Annotated in this window: 20 protein-coding genes; 12 read left to right on the plus strand and 8 right to left on the minus strand. The window is 63.2% G+C overall.

The genetic code is table 11. From position 1 onward, the window contains the following. Positions 1-209 precede the first annotated feature (209 nt). From Q8N40_RS00550 to Q8N40_RS00585, 8 genes are all read left to right on the plus strand, one after another. The gene (locus Q8N40_RS00550; RefSeq protein ID WP_305710423.1) at positions 210-1,214 is read left to right on the plus strand and encodes a tripartite tricarboxylate transporter substrate binding protein; all 1,005 of its coding nucleotides are present in this window, start codon (positions 210-212) and stop codon (positions 1,212-1,214) included. Between the two features lie 81 nt (positions 1,215-1,295). Then, positions 1,296-1,793, plus strand: a complete 498-nt coding sequence (locus tag Q8N40_RS00555) for a tripartite tricarboxylate transporter TctB family protein (protein WP_305318914.1) — start codon at positions 1,296-1,298, stop codon at positions 1,791-1,793. A gap of 63 nt (positions 1,794-1,856) precedes the next feature. Then, entirely contained in the window at positions 1,857-3,365 is a 1,509-nt protein-coding gene (locus Q8N40_RS00560; protein ID WP_305318915.1) for a tripartite tricarboxylate transporter permease, read from the plus strand. A gap of 282 nt (positions 3,366-3,647) precedes the next feature. Beyond that, entirely contained in the window at positions 3,648-4,079 is a 432-nt protein-coding gene (locus Q8N40_RS00565) for a CBS domain-containing protein (RefSeq protein ID WP_305318916.1), read from the plus strand. A gap of 239 nt (positions 4,080-4,318) precedes the next feature. Further along, positions 4,319-5,314 (plus strand): nitronate monooxygenase family protein, encoded by a 996-nt coding sequence (locus Q8N40_RS00570; RefSeq protein ID WP_305710424.1) that lies wholly within the window; start codon positions 4,319-4,321, stop codon positions 5,312-5,314. A 34-nt stretch (positions 5,315-5,348) separates the two neighbouring features. Continuing rightward, the gene (locus tag Q8N40_RS00575; protein WP_305322299.1) at positions 5,349-6,323 is read left to right on the plus strand and encodes a zinc-binding dehydrogenase; all 975 of its coding nucleotides are present in this window, start codon (positions 5,349-5,351) and stop codon (positions 6,321-6,323) included. A gap of 207 nt (positions 6,324-6,530) precedes the next feature. Next, positions 6,531-7,913, plus strand: a complete 1,383-nt coding sequence (locus tag Q8N40_RS00580; RefSeq protein WP_305322300.1) for a cation diffusion facilitator family transporter — start codon at positions 6,531-6,533, stop codon at positions 7,911-7,913. A 217-nt stretch (positions 7,914-8,130) separates the two neighbouring features. Then, positions 8,131-10,434, plus strand: coding sequence for a PAS domain-containing sensor histidine kinase (locus Q8N40_RS00585; protein ID WP_305710425.1), 2,304 nt, complete (start codon positions 8,131-8,133; stop codon positions 10,432-10,434). A gap of 406 nt (positions 10,435-10,840) precedes the next feature. Here the strand turns inward: Q8N40_RS00585 and Q8N40_RS00590 are convergent, their stop codons facing one another. From Q8N40_RS00590 to Q8N40_RS00605, 4 genes are all read right to left on the minus strand, one after another. Beyond that, positions 10,841-11,872, minus strand: a complete 1,032-nt coding sequence (locus Q8N40_RS00590) for a c-type cytochrome (RefSeq protein WP_305710426.1) — start codon at positions 11,870-11,872, stop codon at positions 10,841-10,843. 335 nt (positions 11,873-12,207) lie between these two features. Next, on the minus strand, positions 12,208-15,174 hold the full coding sequence (locus Q8N40_RS00595; protein ID WP_305710427.1) for a bifunctional [glutamine synthetase] adenylyltransferase/[glutamine synthetase]-adenylyl-L-tyrosine phosphorylase: 2,967 nt from the start codon (positions 15,172-15,174) through the stop codon (positions 12,208-12,210). Further along, positions 15,171-16,637: a HAMP domain-containing sensor histidine kinase gene (locus tag Q8N40_RS00600; protein ID WP_305710428.1), complete on the minus strand. Its 1,467-nt coding sequence runs from the start codon at positions 16,635-16,637 to the stop codon at positions 15,171-15,173. The genes Q8N40_RS00595 and Q8N40_RS00600 overlap by 4 nt, the downstream gene beginning before the upstream one ends. Before the next feature lie 190 nt (positions 16,638-16,827). Next, a complete protein-coding gene (locus tag Q8N40_RS00605) occupies positions 16,828-18,201 on the minus strand; it encodes a hypothetical protein (protein ID WP_305710429.1) in 1,374 nt (457 codons plus the stop codon). Positions 18,202-18,458: 257 nt separating this feature from the next. On the opposite strand from Q8N40_RS00605, the gene Q8N40_RS00610 reads away from it, so the two are divergent. Continuing rightward, complete coding sequence (locus tag Q8N40_RS00610; RefSeq protein WP_305710430.1) at positions 18,459-19,217, plus strand: outer membrane protein; 759 nt, start codon at positions 18,459-18,461, stop codon at positions 19,215-19,217. Between the two features lie 2 nt (positions 19,218-19,219). Beyond that, positions 19,220-20,074 carry a glycosyltransferase gene (locus Q8N40_RS00615; RefSeq protein WP_305710431.1) on the plus strand — a complete coding sequence of 285 codons (855 nt, stop codon included), beginning with the start codon at positions 19,220-19,222 and terminating at the stop codon, positions 20,072-20,074. On the opposite strand, the gene Q8N40_RS00620 is transcribed toward Q8N40_RS00615, so the two are convergent. The 3 genes from Q8N40_RS00620 to Q8N40_RS00630 form a co-directional block, all read right to left on the minus strand. Continuing rightward, complete coding sequence (locus Q8N40_RS00620) at positions 20,047-20,727, minus strand: response regulator transcription factor (protein ID WP_305322447.1); 681 nt, start codon at positions 20,725-20,727, stop codon at positions 20,047-20,049. The genes Q8N40_RS00615 and Q8N40_RS00620 overlap by 28 nt on opposite strands. 277 nt (positions 20,728-21,004) lie before the next feature. After that, complete coding sequence (locus tag Q8N40_RS00625) at positions 21,005-22,600, minus strand: Do family serine endopeptidase (RefSeq protein ID WP_305710432.1); 1,596 nt, start codon at positions 22,598-22,600, stop codon at positions 21,005-21,007. A gap of 169 nt (positions 22,601-22,769) precedes the next feature. Continuing rightward, a complete protein-coding gene (locus Q8N40_RS00630; RefSeq protein ID WP_305710433.1) occupies positions 22,770-23,276 on the minus strand; it encodes a cytochrome c-type biogenesis protein in 507 nt (168 codons plus the stop codon). A gap of 83 nt (positions 23,277-23,359) precedes the next feature. On the opposite strand from Q8N40_RS00630, the gene Q8N40_RS00635 reads away from it, so the two are divergent. Continuing rightward, positions 23,360-23,602 (plus strand): type II toxin-antitoxin system RelE/ParE family toxin, encoded by a 243-nt coding sequence (locus Q8N40_RS00635; RefSeq protein WP_305710434.1) that lies wholly within the window; start codon positions 23,360-23,362, stop codon positions 23,600-23,602. Between the two features lie 10 nt (positions 23,603-23,612). Further along, positions 23,613-24,089, plus strand: a complete 477-nt coding sequence (locus Q8N40_RS00640) for a helix-turn-helix transcriptional regulator (protein ID WP_305710435.1) — start codon at positions 23,613-23,615, stop codon at positions 24,087-24,089. Between the two features lie 16 nt (positions 24,090-24,105). Here the strand turns inward: Q8N40_RS00640 and Q8N40_RS00645 are convergent. Then, positions 24,106-25,587 (minus strand): heme lyase CcmF/NrfE family subunit (locus Q8N40_RS00645; RefSeq protein ID WP_305710436.1); only part of this gene is annotated, 1,482 nt, incomplete at its 5' end.

Here is a 25,587-nt window from a genome sequence, read left to right on the forward strand (position 1 = left end):
CGGGGAGTGATCGTGCTATCCATTCGGAATGATCCGAAAGAAGCGGATGCCACGCTGGAGGGTCCCTCATACAATTCTAACTGGCAACCGTCTCGCAGCGACAATGTTGCGGTACGATCGGCCGGGATCAGGCCCGAAGGGCCGCCCGGAATCAGTTTGATGGCAAAGCCGGCCAAGACCGGCGCGCTTGAATGAAATGGGAGAGAGACATGAGAAGTTCTGTTCTGCGAGTTGCGCTGGTTACCGTTGCCGCCTTCTGTACCAGCGGCATCGCATCCGCGGCCTGGGAGCCGGTTCGCCCGGTTGAGTTCATCGTACCCGCCGGCACCGGCGGCGGCGCCGACCAGATGGCCCGCACGATCCAGGGTATCGTCACCAAGCACAGCCTGATGAAGCAGCCAATGGTGGTCATCAACAAGTCCGGCGGCGCCGGCGGCGAAGGTTTCCTCGACGTGAAGTCGGCGGCGAACAACCCCCACAAGATCATCATCACCCTGTCGAACCTGTTCACCACACCGCTGGCCACCGGCATTCCCTTCAACTGGAAGGACCTGACGCCGGTCGCGATGCTGGCGCTCGACGAGTTCGTGCTCTGGGTCAATGCCGACAAGCCGTACAAGACCGTCAAGGATTACGTCGACGCCGTGAAGAAGGCGCCCCCCGGAAGCATGAAGATGGGCGGCACCGGCTCGAAGCAGGAAGACCAGATCATCACGGTCGCGGTCGAAAAGGCCATCTCGAGCAAGTTCACCTACATTCCCTACAAGGGCGGCGGCGAAGTCGCCGTCCAGCTGGTCGGCAACCACGTCGATTCCACCGTCAACAATCCGATCGAGGCGGTGGCGCAGTGGCGCGGCGGCAAGCTTCGTCCGCTCTGCGTGTTCGACGGCAAGCCGATGGCCTATGACGAGCCGATCGTGGACGGCAAGGGCTGGAAGGATATTCCGACCTGCAAATCGCAGGGTCTCGATATGGAGTATCTGATGCTGCGCGGCATCTTCATGGGACCCAAGGCCACCAAGGACCATGTCGACTACTACATCGAGCTGTTCAAGAAGGTGCGCGCTACTCCCGAGTGGCAGGATTTCATGAAAAGCGGCGCTTTCAATACGACCTTCCTGACCGGGGCCGACTATGCCAAGTGGGTCGAGGGCGAGGAAAAGCGTCATGAAGTTCTCATGAAAGAGGCCGGTTTCCTCAGCACCGGAAACTGATCACTTCAATTGAGCCGAGCGACGAGCGTGTGACGCAGAAACGGCTGCGAATGCGAAGCTGTGATTCCGCATGGAGCTTTCATGACGACAAATAGTTCAGGCGCCGCCGGCCCAAGGCACAAGGTTGTGGAAGCCGGCGTCGCCCTGCTGATCGCGGTCTTCGGGGTCATCGTGATCATCGGCAGCGTGAAAGCCGGGATCAACTGGGGCGCCGAGGGTCCGCGCGCCGGATTTTTCCCGTTCTACATCGGGCTGCTCATCGTCGTCTCCAGCGCGATCAATTTCTGGCACGTGCTGCGTGACGGGGACGGCGCCCTGTTCGCCGAGTGGGGACAGCTTCGCCAGGTCATGAGCGTCGTCATCCCCACCGCGATCTATGTCGGCGCGATGCCGTTTACCGGCCTTTACCTCGCCTCGATCATCTTCATCGGCTACTTCATGCGATGGCTCGGCAAATACCGCTGGCTGACGGTGCTGGGCGTGGCGTTCGGCATGCCGATCGTCACCTATTTCATTTTCGAGCGTTACTTCCTGGTCCCGCTGCCCAAAGGGCCCATCGAGGAATGGTTGGGCATCTAAAGCCCGATCGTCATAAGCGCCACCTCAACAAAAGCGTCAGCTCAGGGTCGCAGGACTTACACCATGGAAGAACTCGTCAATCTGTTTCACGGCTTCGCCGTGGCGCTGCAGCCCTTCAACATCATGGTGATGGTGCTCGGCATCGTGCTCGGCGTCATCATCGGCGTGTTGCCGGGACTGGGCGGCGCCAACGGCGTCGCGATCCTGCTGCCGCTGACCTTCAGCATGCCGCCGACATCGGCGATCATCATGCTGTCCTGCATCTACTGGGGCGCCCTGTTCGGCGGCGCCATCACCTCGATCCTGTTCAACATCCCCGGCGAACCATGGTCGGTGGCGACGACGTTCGACGGCTACCCGATGGCGCAGCAGGGCAAGGCCGGCGAGGCCCTGACCGCCGCCTTCACCTCCTCCTTCGTCGGCGCGCTGTTCGCCGTCATCATGATCACGCTGGTCGCGCCGCTGGTCGCGAGCTTCGCGCTGCAATTCGGGCCAGCGGAGAAGTTCGCGGTCTATTTCCTGGCATTCTGCAGTTTCGTCGGTTTGAGCAAGGAACCGCCGTTCAAGACAATCGCGGCGATGATGATGGGCTTTGCGCTGGCCGCCGTCGGCCTCGACTCCATCACCGGACAATTGCGCCTGACCTTCGGGGTCACGCATTTGCTCAACGGCTTCGACTTCCTGATCGCCGTCATCGGCCTGTTCGGCATCGGCGAGATCCTGCTCACGATGGAAGAAGGACTGGCCTTCCGCGGCGGCAAGGCGAAGATCGATCTGAAGGTCGTGCTGCAGACCTGGAAGGGCCTGCCCAGATACTGGCTGACCATGCTGCGCTCCTGCTTCATCGGCTGCTGGATGGGCATCACGCCGGCGGGCGCCACGCCCGCGTCGTTCATGAGCTACGGGATCGCCAAGCGGGTTTCGAAGAACGGCAACAATTTCGGCAAGGGCGAAATCGAAGGCGTCATCGCGCCGGAGACCGCGGCCCATGCCGCCGGTACCGCGGCATTGCTGCCGATGCTGTCGCTCGGCGTGCCCGGCTCGCCGACCGCCGCCGTGTTGCTCGGCGGTCTGCTGATCTGGGGCCTGCAGCCCGGCCCGATGCTGTTCGTGGAGCAGAAGGAATTCGTCTGGGGCCTGATCGCCTCGATGTATCTCGGCAACCTGTTCGGCCTCATCATCGTGCTGACCTGCGTGCCGATCTTCGCGGCGATCCTGCGGGTGCCGTTCAGCATCATCGCGCCGCTCATCCTGGTGCTGTGCGCGATCGGCGCCTACTCGGTTCACTCCAGCACTTTCGACGTGATGCTGATGCTGGTATTCGGCGTCGTCGGCTACCTCCTGAAGAAGTGCAACTATCCCCTCGCCCCGCTGGTGCTGGCCATCGTGCTCGGCGACAAGGCGGAAGAGGCGTTCCGGCAATCGCTGCTGGGATCGCAGGGTTCGCTCGGCATCTTCTTCTCCAATCCGCTGGTCTCGACCATCATGGTGCTGGGATTGATCGCGCTGTTCTGGTCCGTGATCCAGGAAGGCATCACCCGGTTGCGCGGAACCCGGACGGCCGCCGCCTGACACCGCCGACAAACTCCCACTGCGAAGCGCGCGCCCATCCCTCGATGAGCGCGCGCTTTGCGTTGTGCTTACCCGTTCCTGGTATACATGCGGGGCCTTCAGCCGATCTCGACGGAGCGCGCCAGCGAGCCGGCGCGAGCAGCACTAAGGCAGAAGTGTCAGTAAACCTGCCGCTTTTTGCAATAAGGGGCGGCACAACCGATCCACGTTGACAATTGGCATAATGTATACCAATATTGCATGGTACTTTGAAATCGGGACAGCTATCTGAAGGAGGTTGCGATGCAAGTCGGAGACATCCTGCGCAAGAAGACGGCGCGGGTTGCGACAATTCGGATGAACGAAACCGTCGGTATTGCCGCCCAGCTCATGCGCGCCAGCAACATCAGCGCGCTCGTGATCAAGGACGTGGTGCGGACCGAGGGCAATACGGCGGTCGGCATGTTCACCGAACGCGACGTGGTTCGCGCCATCGCCGAGCACGGCGCGGCCGGCGTCAACCTGAAAATTTCGCAACTGATCTCGGTGCAGGAGCTGGTGTCATGCAGCTCCACCGATACGCTCGAACACGTGCGTCATGTCATGAACAAGAACCATATCCGCCATCTGCCGGTGATCGACAATTACGGCCTGATCGGCGTCATCAGCATCCGCGATATTTCCACCGCGTTCGATGACGAGGCCATGGCCACGCAAACCGTCTTTGCTGCCTGAAAAACGCTTCCGTCGATTTCGACGGGCCTGGTCTCCAGGCGCTCGCAGTTCGCGAGAGCCGTCTTGTCGAATGAAGGAATTGTCCGCCGGGCGGAAACAAAAACCCCTGTTTCTGCACGATCGCGTCGTTTCAAGGGCCCGGTGCCCGGTAGACATTTGCCGGGCATAACGGCATCCTCCCCTCAATTCCAAAAATTGGCGCGCGGTTTGTTCCGCGCCGGGGAAACAGAGGGCCCATCATGATCAAAACGCGATTCACCGAACTCGTCGGCGTCGAACACCCGATCGTGCAGGGCGGCATGCAGTGGGTGGGGCGCGCGGAGCTGGTGGCGGCGGTCGCCAATGCCGGCGCGCTCGGCCTGATCACCGCGCTGACGCAGCCGACGCCCGACGATCTCGTCAAGGAAATCGCGCGCTGCCGCGACCTCACCGACAAGCCGTTCGGCGTCAACCTCACCATTCTGCCCTCGATCAAGCCGCCGCCTTACGCGGAATACCGCCAGGCCATCATCGAAAGCGGCATCAAGATCGTCGAGACCGCCGGCAACAAGCCGCAGGAACACGTCACCGAATTCAAGAAACACGGCGTCATCGTGCTGCACAAATGCACCAGCGTGCGCCACGCGCTGTCGGCCGAGCGGATGGGCGTCGACGCCATCTCGATCGACGGTTTTGAGTGCGCCGGCCATCCCGGCGAGGACGATACTCCCGGCCTGATCCTGATTCCGGCGGCGGCCGACAAGGTGAAAATTCCGATGATCGCCTCCGGCGGTTTCGCCGACGGCCGCGGCCTGGTCGCAGCGCTGGCGCTCGGCGCCGAGGGCATCAACATGGGCACGCGCTTCATGTGCACCAAGGAGAGCCCGATCCATCAGCTGGTGAAGGAAAAGATCGTCGCCAATGACGAGCGCGAGACCGAACTGATCTTCCGCACCATGCGCAACACCTCCCGCGTCGCTAAGAACGCGATCAGCAGCAAGGTCGTCGCAATGGAAAAGGAAGGCGCGAAATTCGAGGATGTCCGCGACCTCGTCGCTGGCGCCCGCGGCAAGATGGTCTATGCGACCGGCGATGCCGATGAGGGCATCTGGTCCGCCGGACAGGTGCAGGGATTGATCCACGACATCCCGACCTGCGCCGAACTGGTGGGGCGCATCATGCGCGACGCCGAAGCCATCATTCAGGGCCGGTTCGCAGGCATGCTGTCCGGCAGCCACCGTCAAGCCGCCGAATAGCGGCGGCATCCACCGACCTGCAGAGAAAGATCGCATGAAAGCCTATGTCTACGGCGCCAATGGCGCCGAAATCACCGATGTCGCGAAGCCATCGCCGAAAGCCCACCAGGTGCTGGTTCGCGTGCGCGCCTGCGGCCTCAACCGCGCCGACCTCGGCATGACCAAGGGCCATGTCCATGGCAGCGCCGGCGGCGCCGGCACCGTGCTCGGGATGGAATGGGCGGGCGAGGTCGCCGAAGTCGGCGCCGACACCAGGGGCGTTGTGGTCGGCGATAGAGTGATGGGCTCCGGCGGCGCTGCGTTCGCGGAATATACCCTGGCCGATCACGGCCGGCTGTTCCACGTTCCCGCCAACGCCAATATGAGCTTCGAGGACGCGGCCACCCTGCCCGTCGCGCTCGCCACCATGCACAACGCGGTCGTCACCAACGGCGCCCTGCAGCCCGGCCAGACCGTGCTGATCCAGGGCGCCAGTTCCGGCGTCGGCCTGATGGCGCTGCAGATTGCAAAACTCAAGGGCGCGAAAACCGTGATCGGCTCCTCGACCGACGCGATGCGCCGCGGACGGCTGAAGGATTTCGGCGCCGACCTCGCGGTGGATTCGTCCGATCCCGGCTGGGTCGACCAGGTGTTGAAGGCGACGGATGGCGAAGGCGTCGACCTGATCGTCGACCAGATTTCGGGCCCGGTCGCCAACCAGAATCTCAAGGCCACCAAGGTCAAGGGCCGCATCGTCAATGTCGGCCGGCTCGGCGGCACCCATGGCGATTTCAACTTCGATCTGCACGCCGCGCGCCGCATCAACTATATCGGCGTCACCTTCCGCACCCGCTCGATCGAGGAAATCCGCGAGATCTTCAACGAAGTCCGCAAGGACATCTGGCCCGCGGTGGAGTCGCGAAAACTGCAACTGCCGATCGACAAGGTGTTTGCCTTCGACGACATCGGCAAGGCCTTCGAGCACATGGAAGCCAACAGGCACCTCGGCAAGATCGTGGTGACGCTGTAGCGCATGATGCGCGCAGGGTGGGCAAAGGCGCGCTTCGCGCCGTGCCCGCCAGCTATCTTGAAGGGTGGGCACGCTGCGCTTTGCCCACCCTGGGGAGCCGCGCCTTAAATCAGGACAATTCGCAACAATCCCTGCTGCGAGTGAGTGGCGATTGCACCGGCCGATCCGCGCTTTTAACCGGCAAGCCGGGCTGCTACACGACGGCCCATGGTTCACCCCGTTCACAACCTCAAGGCCCGCGTCGCGGCGATCTCGATTTTCGCCAGCGCCGCCATGGCCGCGGCGAAACTCGCCGTCGGCATCGCCATCGGCTCGCTGGCGATGATTTCCGATGCGTTGCACAGCGTGATCGACATGGTGGCCACCATCATCACCTGGGCGGTGGTGCGGGTTTCCGACCAGCCTGCGGACGCCGAACATCACTACGGCCATGGCAAGTTCGAGAGCCTTTCGGCGCTCGGCATCACCGCCTTGCTCTATGTGCTGGCGGGAGGCATCCTGGTCGAATCCTGGAGCCGCCTCAGCGAACGCGCGCCGCCGCCGACCCTCTCGGCCATCCCCTTCATCGTGCTCGTGGTCGAGATCGCCGTGAATTTGTGGCGCGCCAGGGCGCTGCACCGTGCCGCGCGCGAAACGCACAGCCAGGCGCTCGCCGCCGATGCACTGCACTTCGCCTCCGACATGTTCGGTTCCTTTGCCGTTATCGCCGGCCTCATCCTGGCCGGCCTCGGCTTCTGGTGGGGCGATGCGGCTGCCGCCATCGCCGTCGCCCTGATCATCGGCCTGCTCGGCGTGAGGATGACGCGCTCCACCGTGGAGACCCTGCTCGACCGCGCGCCCGCGGGCGTCCCGGAGAAGGCCGATGCCGCGATCAGGACGGCGCCCGGCGTGGTCGATATCGAGCGGCTGCGGGTGCGGATGGTCGGCGCCACCCACTTCATCGACGCCATCGTGCAGGTGCCGCGCACCTATCCGATCGATCGCGTCGAGGAGATCAAGCGCGTGGCCCAGGCCGCCGTCAGCAGGGCGCTCGGCGACGCCGACCTGACGTTCACCGCCGTGCCGGTCGCACGCGACAATGAAAGCGTGCGGGAACGCATCATGGTGATCGCGCGCAATTCCGGCCTCGCGGTCCACCATGTCACGGTGCACGACCTCGGCGGCAGGCTGACCGTCAGCATCGACCTCGAAGTCGACGGCGAGATGGAACTGACGGCGGCCCACGACATCGCCCACGGGCTGGAGCGCAACATCCGCGACGAATTCGGCGAAGACGTCGAAGTCGACACCCACATCGAGCCGCTGGAACCGGAACTGCCGCAGGGGACCGATGCCGCGCCGGAACGGGTCGAAACCATCAAGGCGGCGCTGACGCGCTTTGCCGCCGACGGCGCCATCCATGACGTGCATAATGTGCGGGTGCGCGACACCGATGCCGGCGAGATCGTCAACTTCCACTGCCGCGCCGCGCCCTCGATGAGCGTGATCAAGGTGCATGAGAATGTCGACGAGATCGAGCGCGCGCTGCGCCGCGCGTTCCCGACGGTGAAGCGCGTCATCAGCCACGCCGAGCCGCCGCACCCGGCGTGAAAACCGGCATCGGGCGAGCGTTCTGCTTTCGGACTCACCTTGCCGGTGATTTTGCGGGCATTTCCGAGTCTCGATTCGCCGTTGGACAACATTTATTTTAATTAACGAATCGTTGACTCTCGACAGCCCGGCCAAACTGGATTCAAATCCCTGTGATTCGGAAGTGACTGGGGCCGCTTCCGAACCGGTGCAGAAGGTTCTCCGAGGGGGTCTAGGTATGGCGCGCGCAGACGCGGCGAGCGCGTGCGTCCAATCCGATTCGATCAAGGGATTGGCGCAGTCGATCGCGAAACCGGCCTACCATCGGCTGTTGGTAGCGGAGCCTGCGCTCCGCCGCGCGGTGCCTACACTCATCATTGCCTTCCTGATCACGATTTGCCTTGGCGCATTCGTCCAGGTCGTCGATCAGAACCGGCAGAAGCGCGGGACGCTCAAGCGCGACCTTGCGGCGGTCGCCGATCTGCTCACCGAGCGTCTCGACCGCATCACCTCGGTCCGGCAGGATCGGGCCGCAACCATCGAGCGCCTGCAGAGCCTGCTGCCCGGCCTCATTCCATCCTGGGGCGTCGCCGCCGGCCGCCACGTCATCGTCACCGGCGCCGACCAGCGGGTTCTCGCCCGCGTCCCGATCGAAACCGTGCTGGGTGATACCGCCAGCGTTCTCGAGGCCATCAGCGCCGCGCTGGCGCTCAGCGGAACGTCGCAGCAGGGCAACGTCACCGACATCGTGCTGCCCAACGGCAACGGCGCGCTGGCAATCCAGCGTGTCGTCAAGGCGCTGCCCGGCCAAGTCATCATCATCCAGGAAAAGGTCGATTCGATCTGGCGGTCGGACGCCGCACTGTCGGTGACGCTTTCCGCCACCACCGGCTTCGTGGTGCTGATCCTCGGCTTTGCCTTCCACTGGCAGTCGACCCGGGCGCGCGAGGGCGATCTCATCAATGACGCGGTGCGCGGCCGGATCGATACCGCGCTCAACCGCGGACGCTGCGGATTGTGGGACTGGGACTTGTCACGCGGCAGGATTTTCTGGTCGCAATCGATGTTCACGATGCTGGGGCTCGACACCCGCAACGACCTCCTGACCTTCGGCGAGGTCAACGCGCTGGTGAAATCCGACGACATCGACCTGTTCGCGATCGGCGACCAGCTCATCTCCGGCAAGATCACCCAAATCGACCAGAGTTTCCGGATGCAGCATTCCAGCGGCCACTGGATCTGGCTGCGGGTCCGCTGCGAGCTCAGCCGGGGCGAGACCGATGCCGGCCTGCATCTGATCGGCATTGCCGTCGACATCACCGAGCAGAAGAGCCTCGCCGAGCGAACCGTGGAGGCCGACCTGCGGCTGCGCGATGCGATCGAGACCATCCCGGAAGCGTTCGTGCTGTGGGACGCGGAAGACCGCCTGGTGCTCTGCAATTCGCACTTCCAGCGCCTGCACCGGCTGCCGGATACCGCCGTGACGCCGGGCACCTCCTATGAAACCGTGATCGAAGTAGGCTCCATGCCGGAAGTCCGCACCCGGCTGCACGACTCAGCCTCTCGGGCGCCGGGCGCGCGCACCTTCGAGGCGCAACTGGATGACGGCAACTGGCTGCACATCAGCGAACGCCGCACCAAGGATGGCGGCTATGTCTCGGTCGGCACCGACATTACCCGCATCAAGGAGCACGAACAGAAGCTGGTCGACAACGACCTTCGCCTGCGCGCCACCGTGATCGACCTGAAGCGTTCGCAGATCGAACTCGCCGACCTCGCCGAAAAATACTCCGAAGAAAAGAACCGCGCCGAGGAAGCCAACCAGACCAAGTCAAAGTTCCTGGCCAATATGAGCCACGAACTGCGCACCCCGCTCAACGCCATCATCGGGTTTTCCGAGATCATGGGAAGCGGGATGTTCGGCACCCTCGGCTCGGAAAAATACCAGGAATACTGCCACGACATTCTCACCAGCGGGCACTATCTGCTGGAAGTCATCAACGATATCCTCGACATGTCGAAGATCGAGGCCGGCCGGATGAAGCTCGACATGGAGCAGCTCGACCTGTCGAAAACGCTGGCGGAATCGCTGCGGGTGGTGTCCGGACGCGCCGACGACAAGCATTTGTCGCTCAACGCGGACATCGACGGCGCGATTTCGGTGGTGGCCGATCGCCGCGCGGTCAAGCAGATCATCGTCAACCTGTTGTCCAATGCGGTCAAGTTCACGCCCGATGGCGGCAAGGTGGTGGTGCGAAGCCGGGTGCTCGCCGATTCCATCGTGTTGATGATCGCCGACACCGGCATCGGCATCGCCCCGCATTCGCTGCTGCGGCTGGGCCGGCCGTTCGAGCAGGTCGAGAGCCAATTGACAAAAACCTATCACGGCTCCGGGCTGGGGCTGGCGATCGCGCGCTCGCTGACTAATCTGCACGGCGGGTCGATGAAGCTGCGCTCGAAACTCGGCGCCGGCACCGTGGTCTGCGTCTCGCTGCCGCGTGACGCCCGCAAGGCCAGGGCCAAGATCTCCGTGGCGGCCTAGCTAGCTAGCCCGGAGCGACTTCTCGACCAAGTTCGAAACCAATCCATCATCCTCTTGCATTCTAGAGATCATCCAGTGTGCAAGGGATCATCGTGATCGACCTCGCAGAGGTGCCGTCTGCGGCATCCAGTGCTCCATCAAGGAGCTCAACCGAAATGCTCCGCCGTTGTGGGCCTGCCCGACAGCGGCGTGGAGATCCAGAATGCCGCTCTCGCCGGATTGAACACCGCCACTGATCTACTGCCGGTCGGCCGCCTGGACCATGGTGTCGCTGAACAACAGCGCTTACAATGAGCGGGGCATGTTCGACGGAGGCGGCAACACGACCGTCGCGCCGCTCGTTTTCCGCATTTCGACGTGTCCACGGCGCCCATGAAGGATCATGTCGGATTTTTCCGGTACAGGGTTACTTAACCTCGCGTACAGGTGCTTTGGAAGCAGCGGCATTCAACTCTTTCATCTTCTGCCGGATCGGCGCGAAGGGGCCGTACTTGTGCTGCTCCGCACTGAAGCCGTCGATCCACGGCGGGAACGGTGCATCGACGGGCTTCTTCAGGCGATCCGGAAAATCCTTGTCGAGATCGGCCTTCTCCGGGCGCGGCTGGCTGTTGATGAATGCTGCGACGTCGTAGGCATCGTCGTCCGAGATAACCGGGTCCGCGAAGGTCGTGCCCGCCGGCATGTTGTTCTTGACGAAGGCCGCCGCCGTCAGCACGCGATACATGCCGGCGCCATTGTTATAGCTGTCCGGGCCCCAGAGCGGCGGGAACTGATAGCCCTTTGCGTCGCCGACCTCCCCGTGACGGACACCCTGGCCCTTGTCGTCATGGCAAGCGCCACATTTCTCGGCATAGACCTCGGCGCCGCGCGCCGGATCGGCGGCCCGGTTGGGCTCCTTGATCGGGAGCGTGCCGGCGCCGACAAGGCTGGCCCCCACGGGCACGCCGGTCGAGAGCCATTTCATATAGGCAAGCATTCCCTTCATCTCGCGCGAATCGAGCGGCAGCGGCTTGCCGTTCATGGATCGATGCATGCAGCCGTTGATGCGTTCCTCCAGGGTCGACACCTCGTTCTCGCGCCCGCGATATTGCGGGAAAGCGCCCCAAACGCCGAGATAGGGCATCGAGTAGGTTTGCGCGCCCGCCTGGAGATGGCAGCTCTGGCAGGAGAGGTTGTTGCCGGAGAACCGCCTGCCGGCGTCCGCGGCCTCCGGGCCGATATGCGCGAACGTTTCGGTCAGGAGCTCGTGGCCGTACCTGATCATCTTGCCGTCGGCGGTGTCGGGCAGGGTCGAGATGTCGGGTACTCCGAGCGTTTTCAGGTCGAACTTCGCGGGAGCATGACCTTGCGGCTTGGCCGGCCGGTCCTGCGCCAGAGCCCATCCCATCAACCCAGCCGTGGCGACAAGGAACGCTGCCGTGCGAGCGAAAGCCGTCATCGTTCACCTCATCGACAAGGAGAAACCCATGCCATCAACAAACTAGACGAGCTCGGGCTTGTCATTGATTTCCCTCAATGGCCTGGCAATTCCGTGAAGGGAACGCATCACCCTTGTTCTTGTTCCGCTAGCTGGGCCGAAAGGCTAAAAACCGGAGGGACGCCGGCTCGCGGCCCGCGCCGACGGTCTGGATTGTGCCTTCGTCGCATCTGACTTTGATCGCCGTCCAGCTCCCCGCTCTGACGATGCCACCTTCGGTCTGAGCGAATTTCTCGGACAAGGTCACCGGGAGGTGACGGCTTGTTCGAAAGCGGGGCGTCATCATCTTCGGTGCTTCAGCTCCGCCCCTCGAGGATTTCCCCGAACACCCGCCTTACCTCGGTCTGGGTTTCCTTGACCCGCGCCTGCAGCGAGGAAAAGTCCGGGGCATCGCCGGCCCGTGCCAGCACGCGCAGCAGATCTTCGCCAGCGGTCTCCGGCTTGAATTTTTCGGTGACGCAGAGCCGCAGGATTTGCGTGAGATCATGATAGAGCCGCGTCGCCGACCGCAAGGTCTCCGCGGCCGATTGCGGCAGCACGCCGAGCCGCGCCGCACTGTCGAGTACCTGCATCGTGGAGACGTCGAGAATATCTGGCTTGTCGGCGGCGTGGACCAGCTGGAGATACTGCGCGATGAAGTCGATATCGACCAGGCCTCCGGCGGCATATTTCAGGTCCCAGACGTCGCCCTCGCCCTTCTCCTGCGCGATGGCGCGGCGCATGTCCGCGACGTCGCCGGCAACGGCGGCGCGGTCGCGCGGCCGCGTCAGCGCAGCGCGAATGACGCTCTCAATACGGGCGCGCAATTCCGGCGGCGCCGAGATCACGCGCGCGCGGGTCAGCGCCATGTGCTCCCAGGTCCAGGCTTCGCGCTCCTGATAGTCGGCAAAGGAATCGATCCGCGAGGCCACCGGCCCGGCGCGCCCCGAAGGGCGCAGCCGCATGTCGACATCGTAGAGCACGCCGTAATTGGTCCGCGTCGTGAAGGCGCTGATCAGCCGCTGGGTGAAGCGGGCAAAATATTGCGCGCCGTGCAGCGACCGCTCGCCGTCGGAATCGGGATGCTCGTGATCGAAATCATACAGCAGGATCAGGTCGAGATCGGATGATGCCGTCATCTCGCGGCTGCCGAGCCGGCCCATCGCCAGGATCGCGGTCTGCTGACCCTTGATGCGGCCGTGCTGGGCCGCGAACCGGTCGGTGACCAGGCCATGCACGGTGTGGACGATGCCCTCGGCGACGTCGGCGAAGGCGACGCTGGCCTGCTGGGCGGAGACCGTGCCGGACAGGATCCGCGTGCCGATCAGGAACAGGCTCTCCTGGCCGAACAACCGCAACCGGTCGAGAAACTCTTCATAGGCGTTGGCGTCCGCCAGCGTCGCGGCGAGCCGCATCGACAGTTCGCGCTGGTCCGGCATGGCGCCGAAGAAGCGCGGATCGATCAACCCGTCCATGATCTGCGGCTGCCGCGCCAGCATGTCGCCGAGCCGGGGTGCGGTGCCGAGGATCAGCGCCACCAGCGCAACCAGCTCGCGGTTCTGGCTCAGCAGCGAGATCAGCCGGCCGCCGCGCTGCAACGCCCCGAGGAAGCGGTCGAATGCCGATACCGCATTGTCGGGCTGTTCGGAATGCGCCAGGCCGTCGATCAACCCCGGGATGAATTCGACGAAGGCGTTGCGCGTCGCCTCGATGCGCAGCGCGCGATAATCGCCGGTCAGCCATTGCTGGACGGTTCCCGCCACCACGACCGGTTTCTTGAAACCGAGCGAGACCAGATGCTCGATCAGCCTGGGGTCATCGGGACCGGCGCTGTAATCCGCCGCGGGCAATTGCGCGGTGCCGGCGGGATCGCCCTCGAACAGCTTGCCGTAATGCCCCTGAACCACATTGAGATGGCCTAGCAGGTCGCTGGCGAAAGCGGCGCGGCCCTGATAGCCGAAGAAATTCGCAAAACGCTCCATCGCCTCGGCGTCGTCGGGCAGAGCATGGGTCTGCTCGTCCGCGACCATCTGCAGCCGGTGTTCGACCCGCCGCAGGAAGATGTAGGCCGCGGTGAGCTCGTCGCGGGCCTCGAAGGTGATCCAGTTGCTCGTGGCGAGCACGCCGAGCGCTTCCAGCGTCGGCCGCACCCGCAATTCCGGATGGCGGCCACCGGCGATCAATTGCTGGGTCTGCGCGAAAAATTCGATCTCGCGGATGCCGCCGCGCCCGACCTTGACGTTGTGCCCCTCGACCGCGATCTCGCTCTGGCCGCGAAAGGTCTGCATCTGCCGCTTCATGTCGTGAACGTCGGCCAGCGCCGCGAAATCCAGATGCTTGCGCCAGACGAAGGGGGCGATTTCCGCCACGAGCGCCTCGCCGGCTTTGGCATCCCCGGCGCAGGGCCGCGCCTTGATCATGGCCGCGCGCTCCCAGGTCCGCCCGTCCCGCTCGTAATAATGCAGCGCCGCGGCCATCGAGATCGCGACCTGGGTGGAGGATGGATCCGGCCGCAGCCGCAGATCGACCCGGAACACATAGCCGTCGCCGTTGCGCTGCTGCAAGATTCGCGCAAGCGCCTGGGTGACGCGCACGAAGAAGGTCTGCGGCTCGATGTCGGGCGCCAGCGTCCGCGCTTCGGAATCGAAGAACACGATCAGGTCGATGTCGCTGGAATAATTCAGCTCGCCGGCGCCCATCTTGCCCATCGCGAGCACGACGAGGCCGCTGTTGTCCTCGGGAGAATCAAAGCTCGGCGGCACCAGCCTGCCGCGCCCGGCTTCCTGCCGCAGCAGAAAGCGCAGCGCCGCCTGCACCGAGGCGACCGCGAGATCGGTGAGCGCCGCGGTTACCTGCATGACCGGCCAGAGGCCGCCGATATCGCACAGCGCGATCAGCAGCGCCGCCTCCGATTTCATGCGGCGAAGCAGTTGCATCACGTCGGCTTCGGCCGACGCGGCCGCGACGTCGCGGCAGGTGTTTTCGATCAGCCGGGTCAGATGCGGCTCCGGCTCGCATTCGAGCAGCCGGATCGCCCGGGCGGCGTCGGCGCGCAAGAGATCGAACAGATAGGGAGAGGCTTCGGCGATGCCGAGAAGAACGGTCCTGGCGCGCGGCGAGCGGCCGGTCAGATCGGCGATTGCAGCCGCCTGCGCCGGCGCCAGATCGGTCAGCCAGTCTGCCAGTCGCTGTTCGGCCTTTTCGGCGTCGGACACATGCGGTCCGTCCACGAACCGCGCGGCCAGACGATGTTGGTCCGCGTCGCCCTTCGCGGATGAGGTCATGCCACCTTCTGTGGCACATCCGGCGTTTGGGCCGCAAGCCTGTCACTGGCGCCGGTCCGGGCCGGGATGGCCAAGGTCGCGGTCAGGCCGGGATGGCCGTCGCCGAGCCGGAGTTCGCCGCCATGCAGCGTCGCCACCGCCGAGGCCAGGCTGAGGCCAAGCCCGGAGCCCGGCTGGGTGCGGCTGGCTTCCAGCCGCACAAACCGCTCCACCGCATGGCTGCGGTCGGCTTCCGGTATCCCCGGCCCGTGGTCGGTGACGCTCAGCAGCACGGAAGCGCCGTCGCGCCGCGCCTCGATCCAGATTTCATGGGTGCCGTCGACCGCGCCGTTGCCAAGTGGCTGAATGGAGGGAAGCGGCTTGCCGTATTTGATTGCATTCTCCACCAGATTGGCGAGTGCCTGGCTGATCAATTCGCGGTTGCCGTGAAGGGGTGCCGGCGCGGTCTTGACGCGCAAGGTCATGTCATTGTCTTCGGCCAGCGGTTCGTAGAGTTCCTGAATGCCCCTGGCGACGTCGGCGGCATCGAAATCATCCATGTTGCCGCGCGCCTGCCCGGACTCGGCGCGCGCGATCATCAGCAGCGCATTGAAGGTGCGGATCAGGCCGTCGGATTCCTCGATGGTCCGTTCCAGCGCGCTGCGGTAATCGGCCTCGCTGCCGGATTTCGCCAGCGCCTCTTCGGCGCGATTGCGCAGCCGCGTCAGCGGCGTCTTCAGATCGTGCGCGATGTTGTCGGAAACTTCCTTCAGCCCCGTCATCAGGGCCTCGATCCGCTCCAGCATGGCGTTGAGGTTTTCCGCCAGGCGGTCGAGTTCGTCGCCGCTGCGCCCGACCGGCAGCCGCCCGGTCAAATCGCCCGCCATGATGCGCTGGGTGGTGCCGGTCATGGCGTCGATCCGCCGCAGCACCCTGCGCGCGACAAAGACGCCGCCGCCGAGCCCGAGCACCACGACGACCAGCAACGACCAGTTGGCGGCCTTCACGACGATGCCGAACAGCCGACGCCGCTCCTCGAGGTCGCGCCCGATCAGCAGCCGGAAACCGCTTGAGAGTTCGGTGACGCTGACCAGCGCGCGATGGTGACGGCTATCCTGTTCGTCGAGCCGCCGGTAGGCGGTCTCCGACCAGCCCTGGGTTGCCATCACGCCCGGCGACAGCGAGCCGACATTGCCGGCGACGGCCTGCCCGGTCGGCGTCGTCACGAGATAAAGATTGGCACCCGGCCGCAGCGCCCGGTTCTCGATCGTGAACACCAGCCCGCGCAAGCCGCGCCGCGCATAGATGTCGCTGATCTCGCCGATTTCCGCATTCACGGTCGTGGTGATCTGCTCGGTGATCAGCCGGCGCGTATTCCAGGCAAAATAGCCCAGCAGCGAAGCGGCAAAAAGCGCAAACAGCAACAGATAGACCAGCGTCAACCGGAACGCGGTGGTGCGGATCAGCTTACCGAATGCCGTCACGGGTCATGTCTCACAGGGCATTGAATTCATTGAGAAGTGCTCGTCATTTGGTAGCCTATCAGGCGTTAACGGCGGCCAAAAGTGACAAAGCGTTCACGAAAGGAACGAGCAATGGAAGGCGACTTCCAAAAGGATCCGCCCTGATCTTCCCAAGACCCGCGACAAGCACGGTTGATACCCGATCGGCCCCTCAAACCACCGAGCTGGAGAAAAACAACCGCTTCGGATTGTCGGACCAGTCGATTTCGCGGACCGGCTTGATTACCACGCTAAACGCCGGATCGGTCGCGGCGATAATGGTCGCCTTCAGTCTTTCCTCTTCGTCCCGATCAAGGGTCTCCCGCCCTCCGATCTGAACCGTGATGGTATCGAGGGCATCTTGCCGAAACCGGCATTCCTCAAAATCGACGGCTTCACGAAGCAACCGGGTGGAAAGATAAAACGGAATGAATCTCCCATCGGGGTGCCGCAGAAAGTGCTTTCCCCTTCCATAAATGTGAGAAATCGTGGGACCGTTATGTCCGCAAGGACATCCCTCATGCAGTTTGCCGAAATCTCCGATGTCGTAGCGAATGAGGGGCGTTGCATAGGAGTGCAGGTGCGTGATCAGAAGCCGGCTGACCACCTCCCCATCGAATTCGGTTGTCAGCGTGCGATCGCATTCGACGATGACGTTGGAATGGGCGACGTGGTAATAGCCTTCATTCATCCTGCATTCGAACGCAATCGGCCCGGTTTCTCCCGAGGAAAAATTCGACAGGCTCGGTACCCCTATTCTTTTCAATTTTCCGATGACCTCCCGGCTTCGATAGTCCGAAAGATGAAGCCAGACCTTGATGCCGAGTTTTTCAACGAGATCCGGACCGCGATCCAGCAATTGCTCAATGACTCGACTGGGGCATACGAGATAGCCGACGCGGTCCTTGGCTAATTCGCTCAGGAGCCCATCAACGTCATTGTTGAATCTCAGCGTTCTATTGGAACCGTTGCAATAGATTTTGCTCAACGGGCCCGCCCAGTGCGGATCGACGGTCGGAAGGTCCGTTTTTCTCCGAAGGTCAACGGAGCGGACGACCGGCCTGATTTCAACGCGGTTTTCATCGAGAGGCAGATTGTCTATGAAATATTGCGCGAGGCTGCGGACCTCGTTGTAGTAACCATTCTGCTCGCAAACGAACACTTTCAGCGGCGTGCCCGTCGACCCCGTTGTTTCGTACGTAGCGGGGCTGCCCTGTTTCTTGTCGTGGAAGAGCGAGCCCTCCTTTTGCGCCTGCATGGCGATATCTTTTCGCGACAGGATCGGAAGTCTCTGTAACGCGTCTTGCGGAGTAACGCCGGCTGGAATCCTCTGACGCCAGAAATCGGACCGAACGTAGGCATGGTTGATGAGATTGCCCAGTTGCTTTTTTTGCCAGCGTACCCGCGCGGCCCCATCGCCGTTTTCGATGAGATCGATGGATGCGATATGGCCGACAATCTGGTGGGCGTCCGGCTCGAGAAAGGCGAACGGTTGTTCCCCGTATCCGCTGATGTTCTGAGGACGGTCTTTGAAGCTGAATGGCATGAAGGAGCCGTGCCTTTCTCAAGAGAAGCAGACCCGCCGTAACACTCGGAACTACGGGAAGCCACCCGCGACCCGCATCATAATGGCCCGCAAAACATTGATTATACGCCTGAATTCAATTTGGCTTGCCGGTGAGGCGTCGGGTTCCCGTTATTGGAACAGTGTTGCATTTCAGTTACACGCCTCGGCCTGCTCGTCTGGTAGAGAAGAATGCGGGATCTGGTTCACGATTCATTTTGTTAGTTTGGAGACGGCAAATGAAGAAGCTTCTGCTGTCGTCGACCTTTTTGGTAATCGCTTCAGCGGCGGCTACGGCAGCTGACCTCAGGTTACCTGCCAAAGCATCCATCGCAGCAGTGCCGGCGTTCAGCTGGACCGGATGTTACGTCGGTGCCCACGTTGGCGGCACGAATATCAGCACGTCTATCGCGACGAATTTCGAAGGCACGGGTCGCACAGCAGACGACAACGGTACCGGCGTCATCGCTGGCGGTCAGCTGGGTTGCAACTACCAGCAAGGCAATTGGATGTTCGGTGTCGAAGGCGAAGGCGCCTGGTCGAACGGCAAGGCGACCAACTCCCCGGCATTCTCGGCCGCTGCCAGCGAGACGCTTGCCACGAAGAACACCAACGAGTTCAGTATCGCCGGCCGCGCCGGTATCGCCGTCGACCGCACGCTGGTTTACGGCAAGGCCGGCTGGGCCTGGGGATCGTTTGACTTCAATTCCACCTTCATTTGCTGCGCCCTTGGTATACAGGTTCTCTCCGAAAGATCGGGAAGCAGCAGCCTGAACGGTTTTCTGGTCGGTGCCGGCATCGAACACGCGTTGACGCGCAACTGGACCATCAAGTTCGAATACAATTACGTGGATTTCGGTTCGCGGTTGTTGGCCTCACATGTGACGCCCGGCGGCGATCCCGTCGATGTCAGCCGCTCGCTGATCAGGCAGACATTCAAGGTCGGAGCGAACTATCTGTTCGACCTGGGCGGAGCGCCCGTCGTCGCGAAGTACTGAACTTGTCGGGTTGCGCAGAGACCGTACGCTTCTTCTGGCATGGCAGTCAGCTCGGCCCCTATCAGCTCATGGGCATGCGGAGTTTTGTGGACCTCGGCCACTTCGTCGAACTCTTCACCTACGATCCTGCCATCATTGTTCCCGCGTGGATCGTCCGAAGGGATGCCAACGAAATCTGGCCGACCGATCACGTTTTGACCTACCGGAACGACATCAGCCGCGGCAGCTTCGCCCTGCACGCCAATCTTTTTCGCTATGCCATGCTGCATCGACTGGGCGGCTGGTGGATCGATCAGGACGTCATCCTGTTGCGCCAGGAGCTTCCCGCCCAGGACATCTTCTTCTCGCTGGAAACCGTCGATCCGATGCGGGCGACGAACTCCGTGCTGAAGTTTCCGGCCGGGCATCCCTTGCTGTCGGAATGCGTGGCGCGATGTGTCGCGGCCGGCGAGACGCCGCTCTATGGCGAGACGGCAACCGTGCTTTTTACCGAAATGGTGAGCAAATACCGGATCGCGCGCCAGGGCCGATCGATCGACACGACGTATCCGTTATCCACGCTCGATGTTCCCTCGATGTTCGATCCGGCCCGGCGCGACCAGCTTCACGCCCGGTGTGAAAACGCGACATTCGTCCATCTCTTCAACGAAAAATGGCGCCGCGCCGGGATTCCCGGTGATCTTGGCCCACCGGCGGGATCCTTTATCGACGATCTACTGCTCACTCACGGATTCGAAACGCCTTCTGCCCGCATGGAGATCGACGACGTGCGACGTTGGACGGCCTGCCTCACGCTGCACGAAGAGGTTCAAGGCGGACAGCGCGGGATTCAGCGTATCCCGTCCCTGATCATGTAGCCCGCGCCGCGGATCGTGTGCAGCAAGGGCCGCTCGAAACCCTTGTCGATCTTGGAGCGCAGCCGCGAAATATGCACGTCGATGACGTTGGTCTGCGGATCGAAATGATAGTCCCAGACATTTTCCAGCAGCATGGTTCGCGTCACCACCTGCCCGGCATGCTTCATCAGATATTCCAGCAGCCGGAACTCGCGCGGCTGCAGCGTCAATTCGTCCTTGCCGCGCGCCACCCGGTGCGAAAGCCGGTCGAGTTCGAGATCGCCGACCCGGTAGCTGGTTTCCTCGGAAGGACCGCCATGGCGGCGCGACAGCACTTCGACCCGCGCCAGCAGTTCGGCGAAGGCATAGGGTTTCGGCAGGTAATCGTCGCCGCCGGCGCGCAGGCCCTTGATGCGGTCGTCGACCTGGCCGAGCGCCGAGAGAATCAGCACCGGCGTGCGATTGCCCTTCTCACGCAGGCTGCCGATTACCGACAGGCCGTCGCGCTTCGGCAGCATGCGGTCGACCACTAGCACGTCGTAGTCGCCGGATTCGGCGAGCGACAGGCCTTCCTCGCCGTCGCCGGCGAGATCGGCGATGTGGCCGACCTCGCGAAACGCCTTGACCAGATAGTCGGCGGACTCGCGGTCGTCTTCGATGATCAAAAGGCGCATATGGCGATCGGGTGCGGTCAGGAAAGTTGAGCTCTCTGTCACCATGGCGCGGCCGGCATCCTCATGCAAGGCGACCCGTCGCCTCGCGATCAAGCGAAAAAAGCGGGCGGTGAAGCTGGGGGACTTCACCGCCCTTTGAACCCTTCCGACGGAGGGGGGCGTATTCCACCGAAAGGGAACTGGTGGGAGCGGGCTTTAAGACCCGCCCCCCGGAAAGAGCCGTCGGCGGGGGCGACTAATGCCGGCGACACCCTCCATCTCTTGAACCGTCCGATGCTCAGCCTTTCGCCAGCGGCACCGCGACGAAGCGCGACGACGCACCGCTCTTGACCCGCATCAGCACGCTGTTCTTGTTATCGGTACGCGCCGCATTGATGGCTTCGCGCACGTCTCCGGCATTGGTGACGCTCTTGCCGGCGACCTCGAGAATCACGTCGCCTTCCTTGAAGCCACGCTCTGCCGCCGCACTCTTCGGAACCACCTCGGTCACCACGACGCCGTCCTTGCCGGCGCCGGCAACGGTGTTGGCCGGTGCGAGCGTCAGGCCGAGCCTCGGCTCGTCGGTGCCCCTGGTCGCGCTACCCTTGTCCTTGTCGGTGTCGACCTTGGCTTCCACCGTGTTCGGCAACTGGCCAAGCGTCAGGTTGATGACCTTGTCCTGGCCCTTGCTCAATACATTCAGCTTCACCGCGTCGCCGGGCGCGAGGCCGCCGATGGTGCGGGCGAGCTCACGGGCATCCTTGACCGTTTCGCCATTGACCGCCGTGATCACGTCGCCGGACTGGATGCCGGCCTTCGCGGCCGGACCGCTGGCCTGCGGTTCCGCAACCAGCGCGCCTTCAGCCTTTTTCAGGCCAAGGCTGTCGGCGATGTCGGCCGTCACCGGCTGGATCTGGACGCCGATCCAGCCGCGGCTGACCGAGCCCTTCGACTGAAGCTGCGCAATCACGGTCTTGACCGTCGATGCCGGGATCGAGAACGCAATGCCGACGCTGCCACCCGACGGCGAATAGATCGCGGTGTTGACACCCATGACTTCACCTGACGTATCGAACGCCGGGCCACCGGAGTTGCCCTTGTTCACGGGCGCGTCGATCTGGATGAAATCGTCATACGGACCGCTGCCGATGTCACGGCCGCTGGCCGAAACGATACCTGCCGTCACCGAACCGCCGAGGCCGAAGGGATTGCCGACCGCCAGCACCCAGTCGCCGATCCGCGGCTTGCCGGCGGAAAGCTTGGCGAACGGGAAGTCGGTGCGGCCGTCGACCTTGATCAGTGCGAGGTCGGTGCGCTGATCGGTGCCGATTACCTTGGCGGTGTAGGTCTTGCCGTCGTCCAGCGTGACTTCGACCTTGTCGGCGCCGTCGACGACATGGTTGTTGGTCACGGCAAATCCGTCCGCCGAGATGAAGAATCCCGAGCCCTGACCCGACACCGGGGTACGGCCGCCACGGGGACCGCCGCGCAGACCCGGGGGCAGGCCTTCAGGTCCGCCGAAGCGCTTGAAGAAGCGCTCCATCGGCGAGCCCGGCTGGAACGGCGAATCCTCGGTGGTGCCGGAACTGTCGTCCTTGGAAGCGGTCTTCTCGGCCATTTTGACCCTGACCGAAATCACCGACGGCTTCACGCGCTCGACGATGTCGGCAAAGCCGATCGGCTTCTCCACCTTGCGGACTTCGGTGCTGACCTGCGCATGCGCCGCGCTGGAGAAGACATCGACCGGACCATGCGACGGGCTGAAGCCGTAAACGGCGACGCCGAGGCCGGCCACGACCGAGGCCATCAGCGCAAACTTGCGGGCGGAAAACAGCTGGCGGCGCGGCGCGCGATAGGACGGAAGCGACGAGAAATCGGTGGGACGTTCGGTCATGTAGCAATCTCCAGAGCCTGATTCGACGGTGCGGGGGCGAGCACCTTACGAGTCTGAAGATGGGGGCCGCAGCCTTACCGCGCGCTGGCGGGGGAATTAAACTTTTGTAATGAAGGGAATTCTCGCTGCGGCGGAATATCGCAGGGCAGACAACGGCTTAGCCGCAGGCTCAGACCGGCTTTTGCGGCGAGGTTTCCGCATCGAGCAGCCGTTCCAGCCGGGCTTCCTCGTCCGCCGTCAGCTTGATCAGCGAATCGTCTTCCGATGCGGAAGCCGCGGAGCGCCGCCGCATATTGACCCACAGCGCCAGCCCGCCACCCGCCAGCGCCAGCGGCGGCAGCAGCCACAGCAGCAGCGTGCGGGCGTTGAACCTCGGTTTCAGCAGCACGAATTCGCCGTAACGCGCCACCAGGAAGTCGATCACCTGGGCGTCGCTGTCGCCGGACGCGATCCGCTCGCGCACCAGAAGCCGCAGATCGCGCGCCAGCGGCGCATCGGAATCGTCGATCGACTGGTTCTGGCACACCATGCAGCGCAATTCGCGCGACAGATCCCGCGCCCGCGATTCCCTCGCCGGATCTGACATCACCTCATCGGGCTGCACGGCATAGGCCGCCATTGAAGCGAAGAAAATCAAGCCGACCAGAGCTAGCAGAATGATGCGCGTCAACCTCATCTGGAACTTCTACTCCGCATCGCCAAGGGCGTCATCAAAATTTCGGCTGGACATCTATATCGCATTATGCGATAATTCAAACCATGAGTCAGGTCGGATTCACACCCGTTGCAACGCGCCAATGGCTCAAGCTTTCACCGCAAGTTCGAGACCGGATCAAGAAGAAACTAGAAGCCTTTGCAGAGACCGGTCACGGCGATATCAAGAAGCTGAAAGGCCAGGCTGGTGCAAGGCTTCGTGTCGGCGACTGGCGTGTTATTTTTTACGAGGAAGCAGGATCCATTGTTGTCGTAGGGGTCGGGCACCGGCGTGAAATCTATGATTGAGAGGAAGTTGATGAAGATAAAATTCAAGACTACTCCCGACGGTGAAGTGGCCATTGTCCCACGTGCGGAATATGAACGTCTCAAGGCTTTCGAACAGGAGGCCGAGGAAGACAGAGGTACTGCACGGTTGGTTGCGCGAGCAAAGAAGGAAGTTGCAGACGGCGCGCCGGTGTTGCCGAAGGATGTCGTAGATCGTCTAGCAAACGGCGAGAATCCAATTCGTGTGTTGCGCCAATTCCGCGGTTGGACCCAAACTGAGTTGGCAAACTCCGAAGGAGTTCAGATTACGCAGAATTATCTGTCCGACCTCGAAGCTGGCAAACGCCAAGGGCCGCTGGCCTTACACCGCAAATTCGCGCGAGCGCTCGGGGTACCGCTTGATATGCTCTCAACAATTGCGGTGTCGGAGCAGGAGGCTGATCCGGCAAGGTTCGCCAAACGCAAGCAAGTAGTTGCGGATATGAAAGGTCGGCGCGGACAGCGTTGAAGGCACTTCAGGTCGCTTATTCCGCTGCCTGCAGGCCGCGCAGCGACTTCGCGGGCTTCGGCGCCCCGACCCGCAGCCGGCGGTCGGACAGCGACAGCACGCCGCCGAGCGCCATCAGGATCGGCCCCCACCAGATCAGCAGCACCATCGGCTTGTGATAGATGCGCACCGCGATGGCGCCATCGGCGGTGGTTTCGCCCAGCGAGACATAGAGCTGGCTGGCGCCGTTGGTCAGCAACGCGGCCTCGGTGGTCGAGGATCCCCGCGCTGCGAAATTGCGCTTCGACGGCGTCATGTCGCTGAGCCGCTGGCCATCGAGGCTGACACTGAACTGCGCCAGCATCTCGCTGAAATTCGGTCCCTTCCGCTGCGAGACGTTGTCGAGCTTCAACTCGTAGCCGGCGATTTTCGCGACGTCGTCGGGCCGCATCGTTCCGATATATTCGCTGTTCCACGTGGTTTCGCAGACGATCCCGATCAGGGCGACGCCGACGCCGGCATGGGCGAACGCCGAGCCCCAGGTCGCACGCGGCAGCCCCCGCGCGCGCCGCGTCGCGATCGCAAACGGCACCCGGAACAGGCCGGTGCGCTCGACGAGGTCGGTCAAGGCACCCGCGATGACAAAGACGGCCAGCCCGATGGCGAGCGGCGCGAAGGCGTTGCCGCCGCGCGTCCACGCCCACAGCATGGCGACCGCGAGCAGCGCCGCGATGCCGGCTGCGGTCAGGCGCTGCGCCGCACCCAGCAGATCGCCGCGCTTCCACGCCAGCAGTGGCCCGAACGGCACCGCCAGCATCAGGGGCAGGAACAGCGGCCCGAAGGTCAGATTGAAGAACGGCGCGCCGACCGAAATCTTGTCGCCGGTCAGGACTTCCAGCGCCAGCGGATACAGCGTTCCGATGAACACGGTCGCGCACGCCGCTGTCAGAAACAGGTTGTTGAGCACCAGCGCGCCCTCGCGCGAGATCGGCGCGAACAGCCCGCCCTGCTTCAGCGCCGTCGCCCTGAAGGCATAGAGCGAAAGACTGCCGCCGATGAAGATGCACAGGATCAGCAGGATGAACACGCCGCGGGTCGGATCGGTTGCGAACGCATGCACCGATGTCAGCACGCCGGAGCGCACCAGGAAGGTGCCGAGCAGCGACAGCGAGAAGGTCAGGATCGACAGCAATATGGTCCATACCTTCAGCGCGTTGCGCTTCTCCATCACGACGGCGGAATGCAGCAGCGCGGTGCCCGCCAGCCACGGCATCAGTGAGGCGTTCTCGACCGGATCCCAGAACCACCAGCCGCCCCAGCCGAGTTCGTAGTAAGCCCAGTACGAGCCCATCGCGATGCCGAGCGTGAGGAAGATCCACGCCACCAGCGTCCACGGCCGCACCCAGCGTGCCCAGGCCGCATCGATGCGGCCTTCGAGCAGGGCGGCGACCGCGAATGAAAACGAGATCGAAAAGCCGACATAGCCGAGATAGAGCATCGGCGGATGCACCGCGAGGCC

It is taken from the genome of Bradyrhizobium sp. (assembly GCF_030693485.1).
Lineage (GTDB): Bacteria > Pseudomonadota > Alphaproteobacteria > Rhizobiales > Xanthobacteraceae > Bradyrhizobium.

Excerpts from the sequence above, each read along its gene's own strand:
- Q8N40_RS00640 (WP_305710435.1), top strand. The coding sequence starts at position 23,613 with ATGAAGATAAAATTCAAGACTACTCCCGACGGTGAAGTGGCCATTGTC.
- Q8N40_RS00580 (WP_305322300.1), top strand. The coding sequence starts at position 6,531 with ATGGTTCACCCCGTTCACAACCTCAAGGCCCGCGTCGCGGCGATCTCG.
- Q8N40_RS00560 (WP_305318915.1), top strand. The coding sequence starts at position 1,857 with ATGGAAGAACTCGTCAATCTGTTTCACGGCTTCGCCGTGGCGCTGCAG.
- Q8N40_RS00570 (WP_305710424.1), top strand. The coding sequence starts at position 4,319 with ATGATCAAAACGCGATTCACCGAACTCGTCGGCGTCGAACACCCGATC.
- Q8N40_RS00620 (WP_305322447.1), bottom strand. The coding sequence starts at position 20,727 with ATGCGCCTTTTGATCATCGAAGACGACCGCGAGTCCGCCGACTATCTG.
- Q8N40_RS00590 (WP_305710426.1), bottom strand. The coding sequence starts at position 11,872 with ATGACGGCTTTCGCTCGCACGGCAGCGTTCCTTGTCGCCACGGCTGGG.
- Q8N40_RS00595 (WP_305710427.1), bottom strand. The coding sequence starts at position 15,174 with ATGACCTCATCCGCGAAGGGCGACGCGGACCAACATCGTCTGGCCGCG.
- Q8N40_RS00550 (WP_305710423.1), top strand. The coding sequence starts at position 210 with ATGAGAAGTTCTGTTCTGCGAGTTGCGCTGGTTACCGTTGCCGCCTTC.
- Q8N40_RS00565 (WP_305318916.1), top strand. The coding sequence starts at position 3,648 with ATGCAAGTCGGAGACATCCTGCGCAAGAAGACGGCGCGGGTTGCGACA.
- Q8N40_RS00610 (WP_305710430.1), top strand. The coding sequence starts at position 18,459 with ATGAAGAAGCTTCTGCTGTCGTCGACCTTTTTGGTAATCGCTTCAGCG.
- Q8N40_RS00605 (WP_305710429.1), bottom strand. The coding sequence starts at position 18,201 with ATGCCATTCAGCTTCAAAGACCGTCCTCAGAACATCAGCGGATACGGG.
- Q8N40_RS00625 (WP_305710432.1), bottom strand. The coding sequence starts at position 22,600 with ATGACCGAACGTCCCACCGATTTCTCGTCGCTTCCGTCCTATCGCGCG.
- Q8N40_RS00575 (WP_305322299.1), top strand. The coding sequence starts at position 5,349 with ATGAAAGCCTATGTCTACGGCGCCAATGGCGCCGAAATCACCGATGTC.
- Q8N40_RS00585 (WP_305710425.1), top strand. The coding sequence starts at position 8,131 with ATGGCGCGCGCAGACGCGGCGAGCGCGTGCGTCCAATCCGATTCGATC.
- Q8N40_RS00630 (WP_305710433.1), bottom strand. The coding sequence starts at position 23,276 with ATGAGGTTGACGCGCATCATTCTGCTAGCTCTGGTCGGCTTGATTTTC.
- Q8N40_RS00635 (WP_305710434.1), top strand. The coding sequence starts at position 23,360 with ATGAGTCAGGTCGGATTCACACCCGTTGCAACGCGCCAATGGCTCAAG.
- Q8N40_RS00555 (WP_305318914.1), top strand. The coding sequence starts at position 1,296 with ATGACGACAAATAGTTCAGGCGCCGCCGGCCCAAGGCACAAGGTTGTG.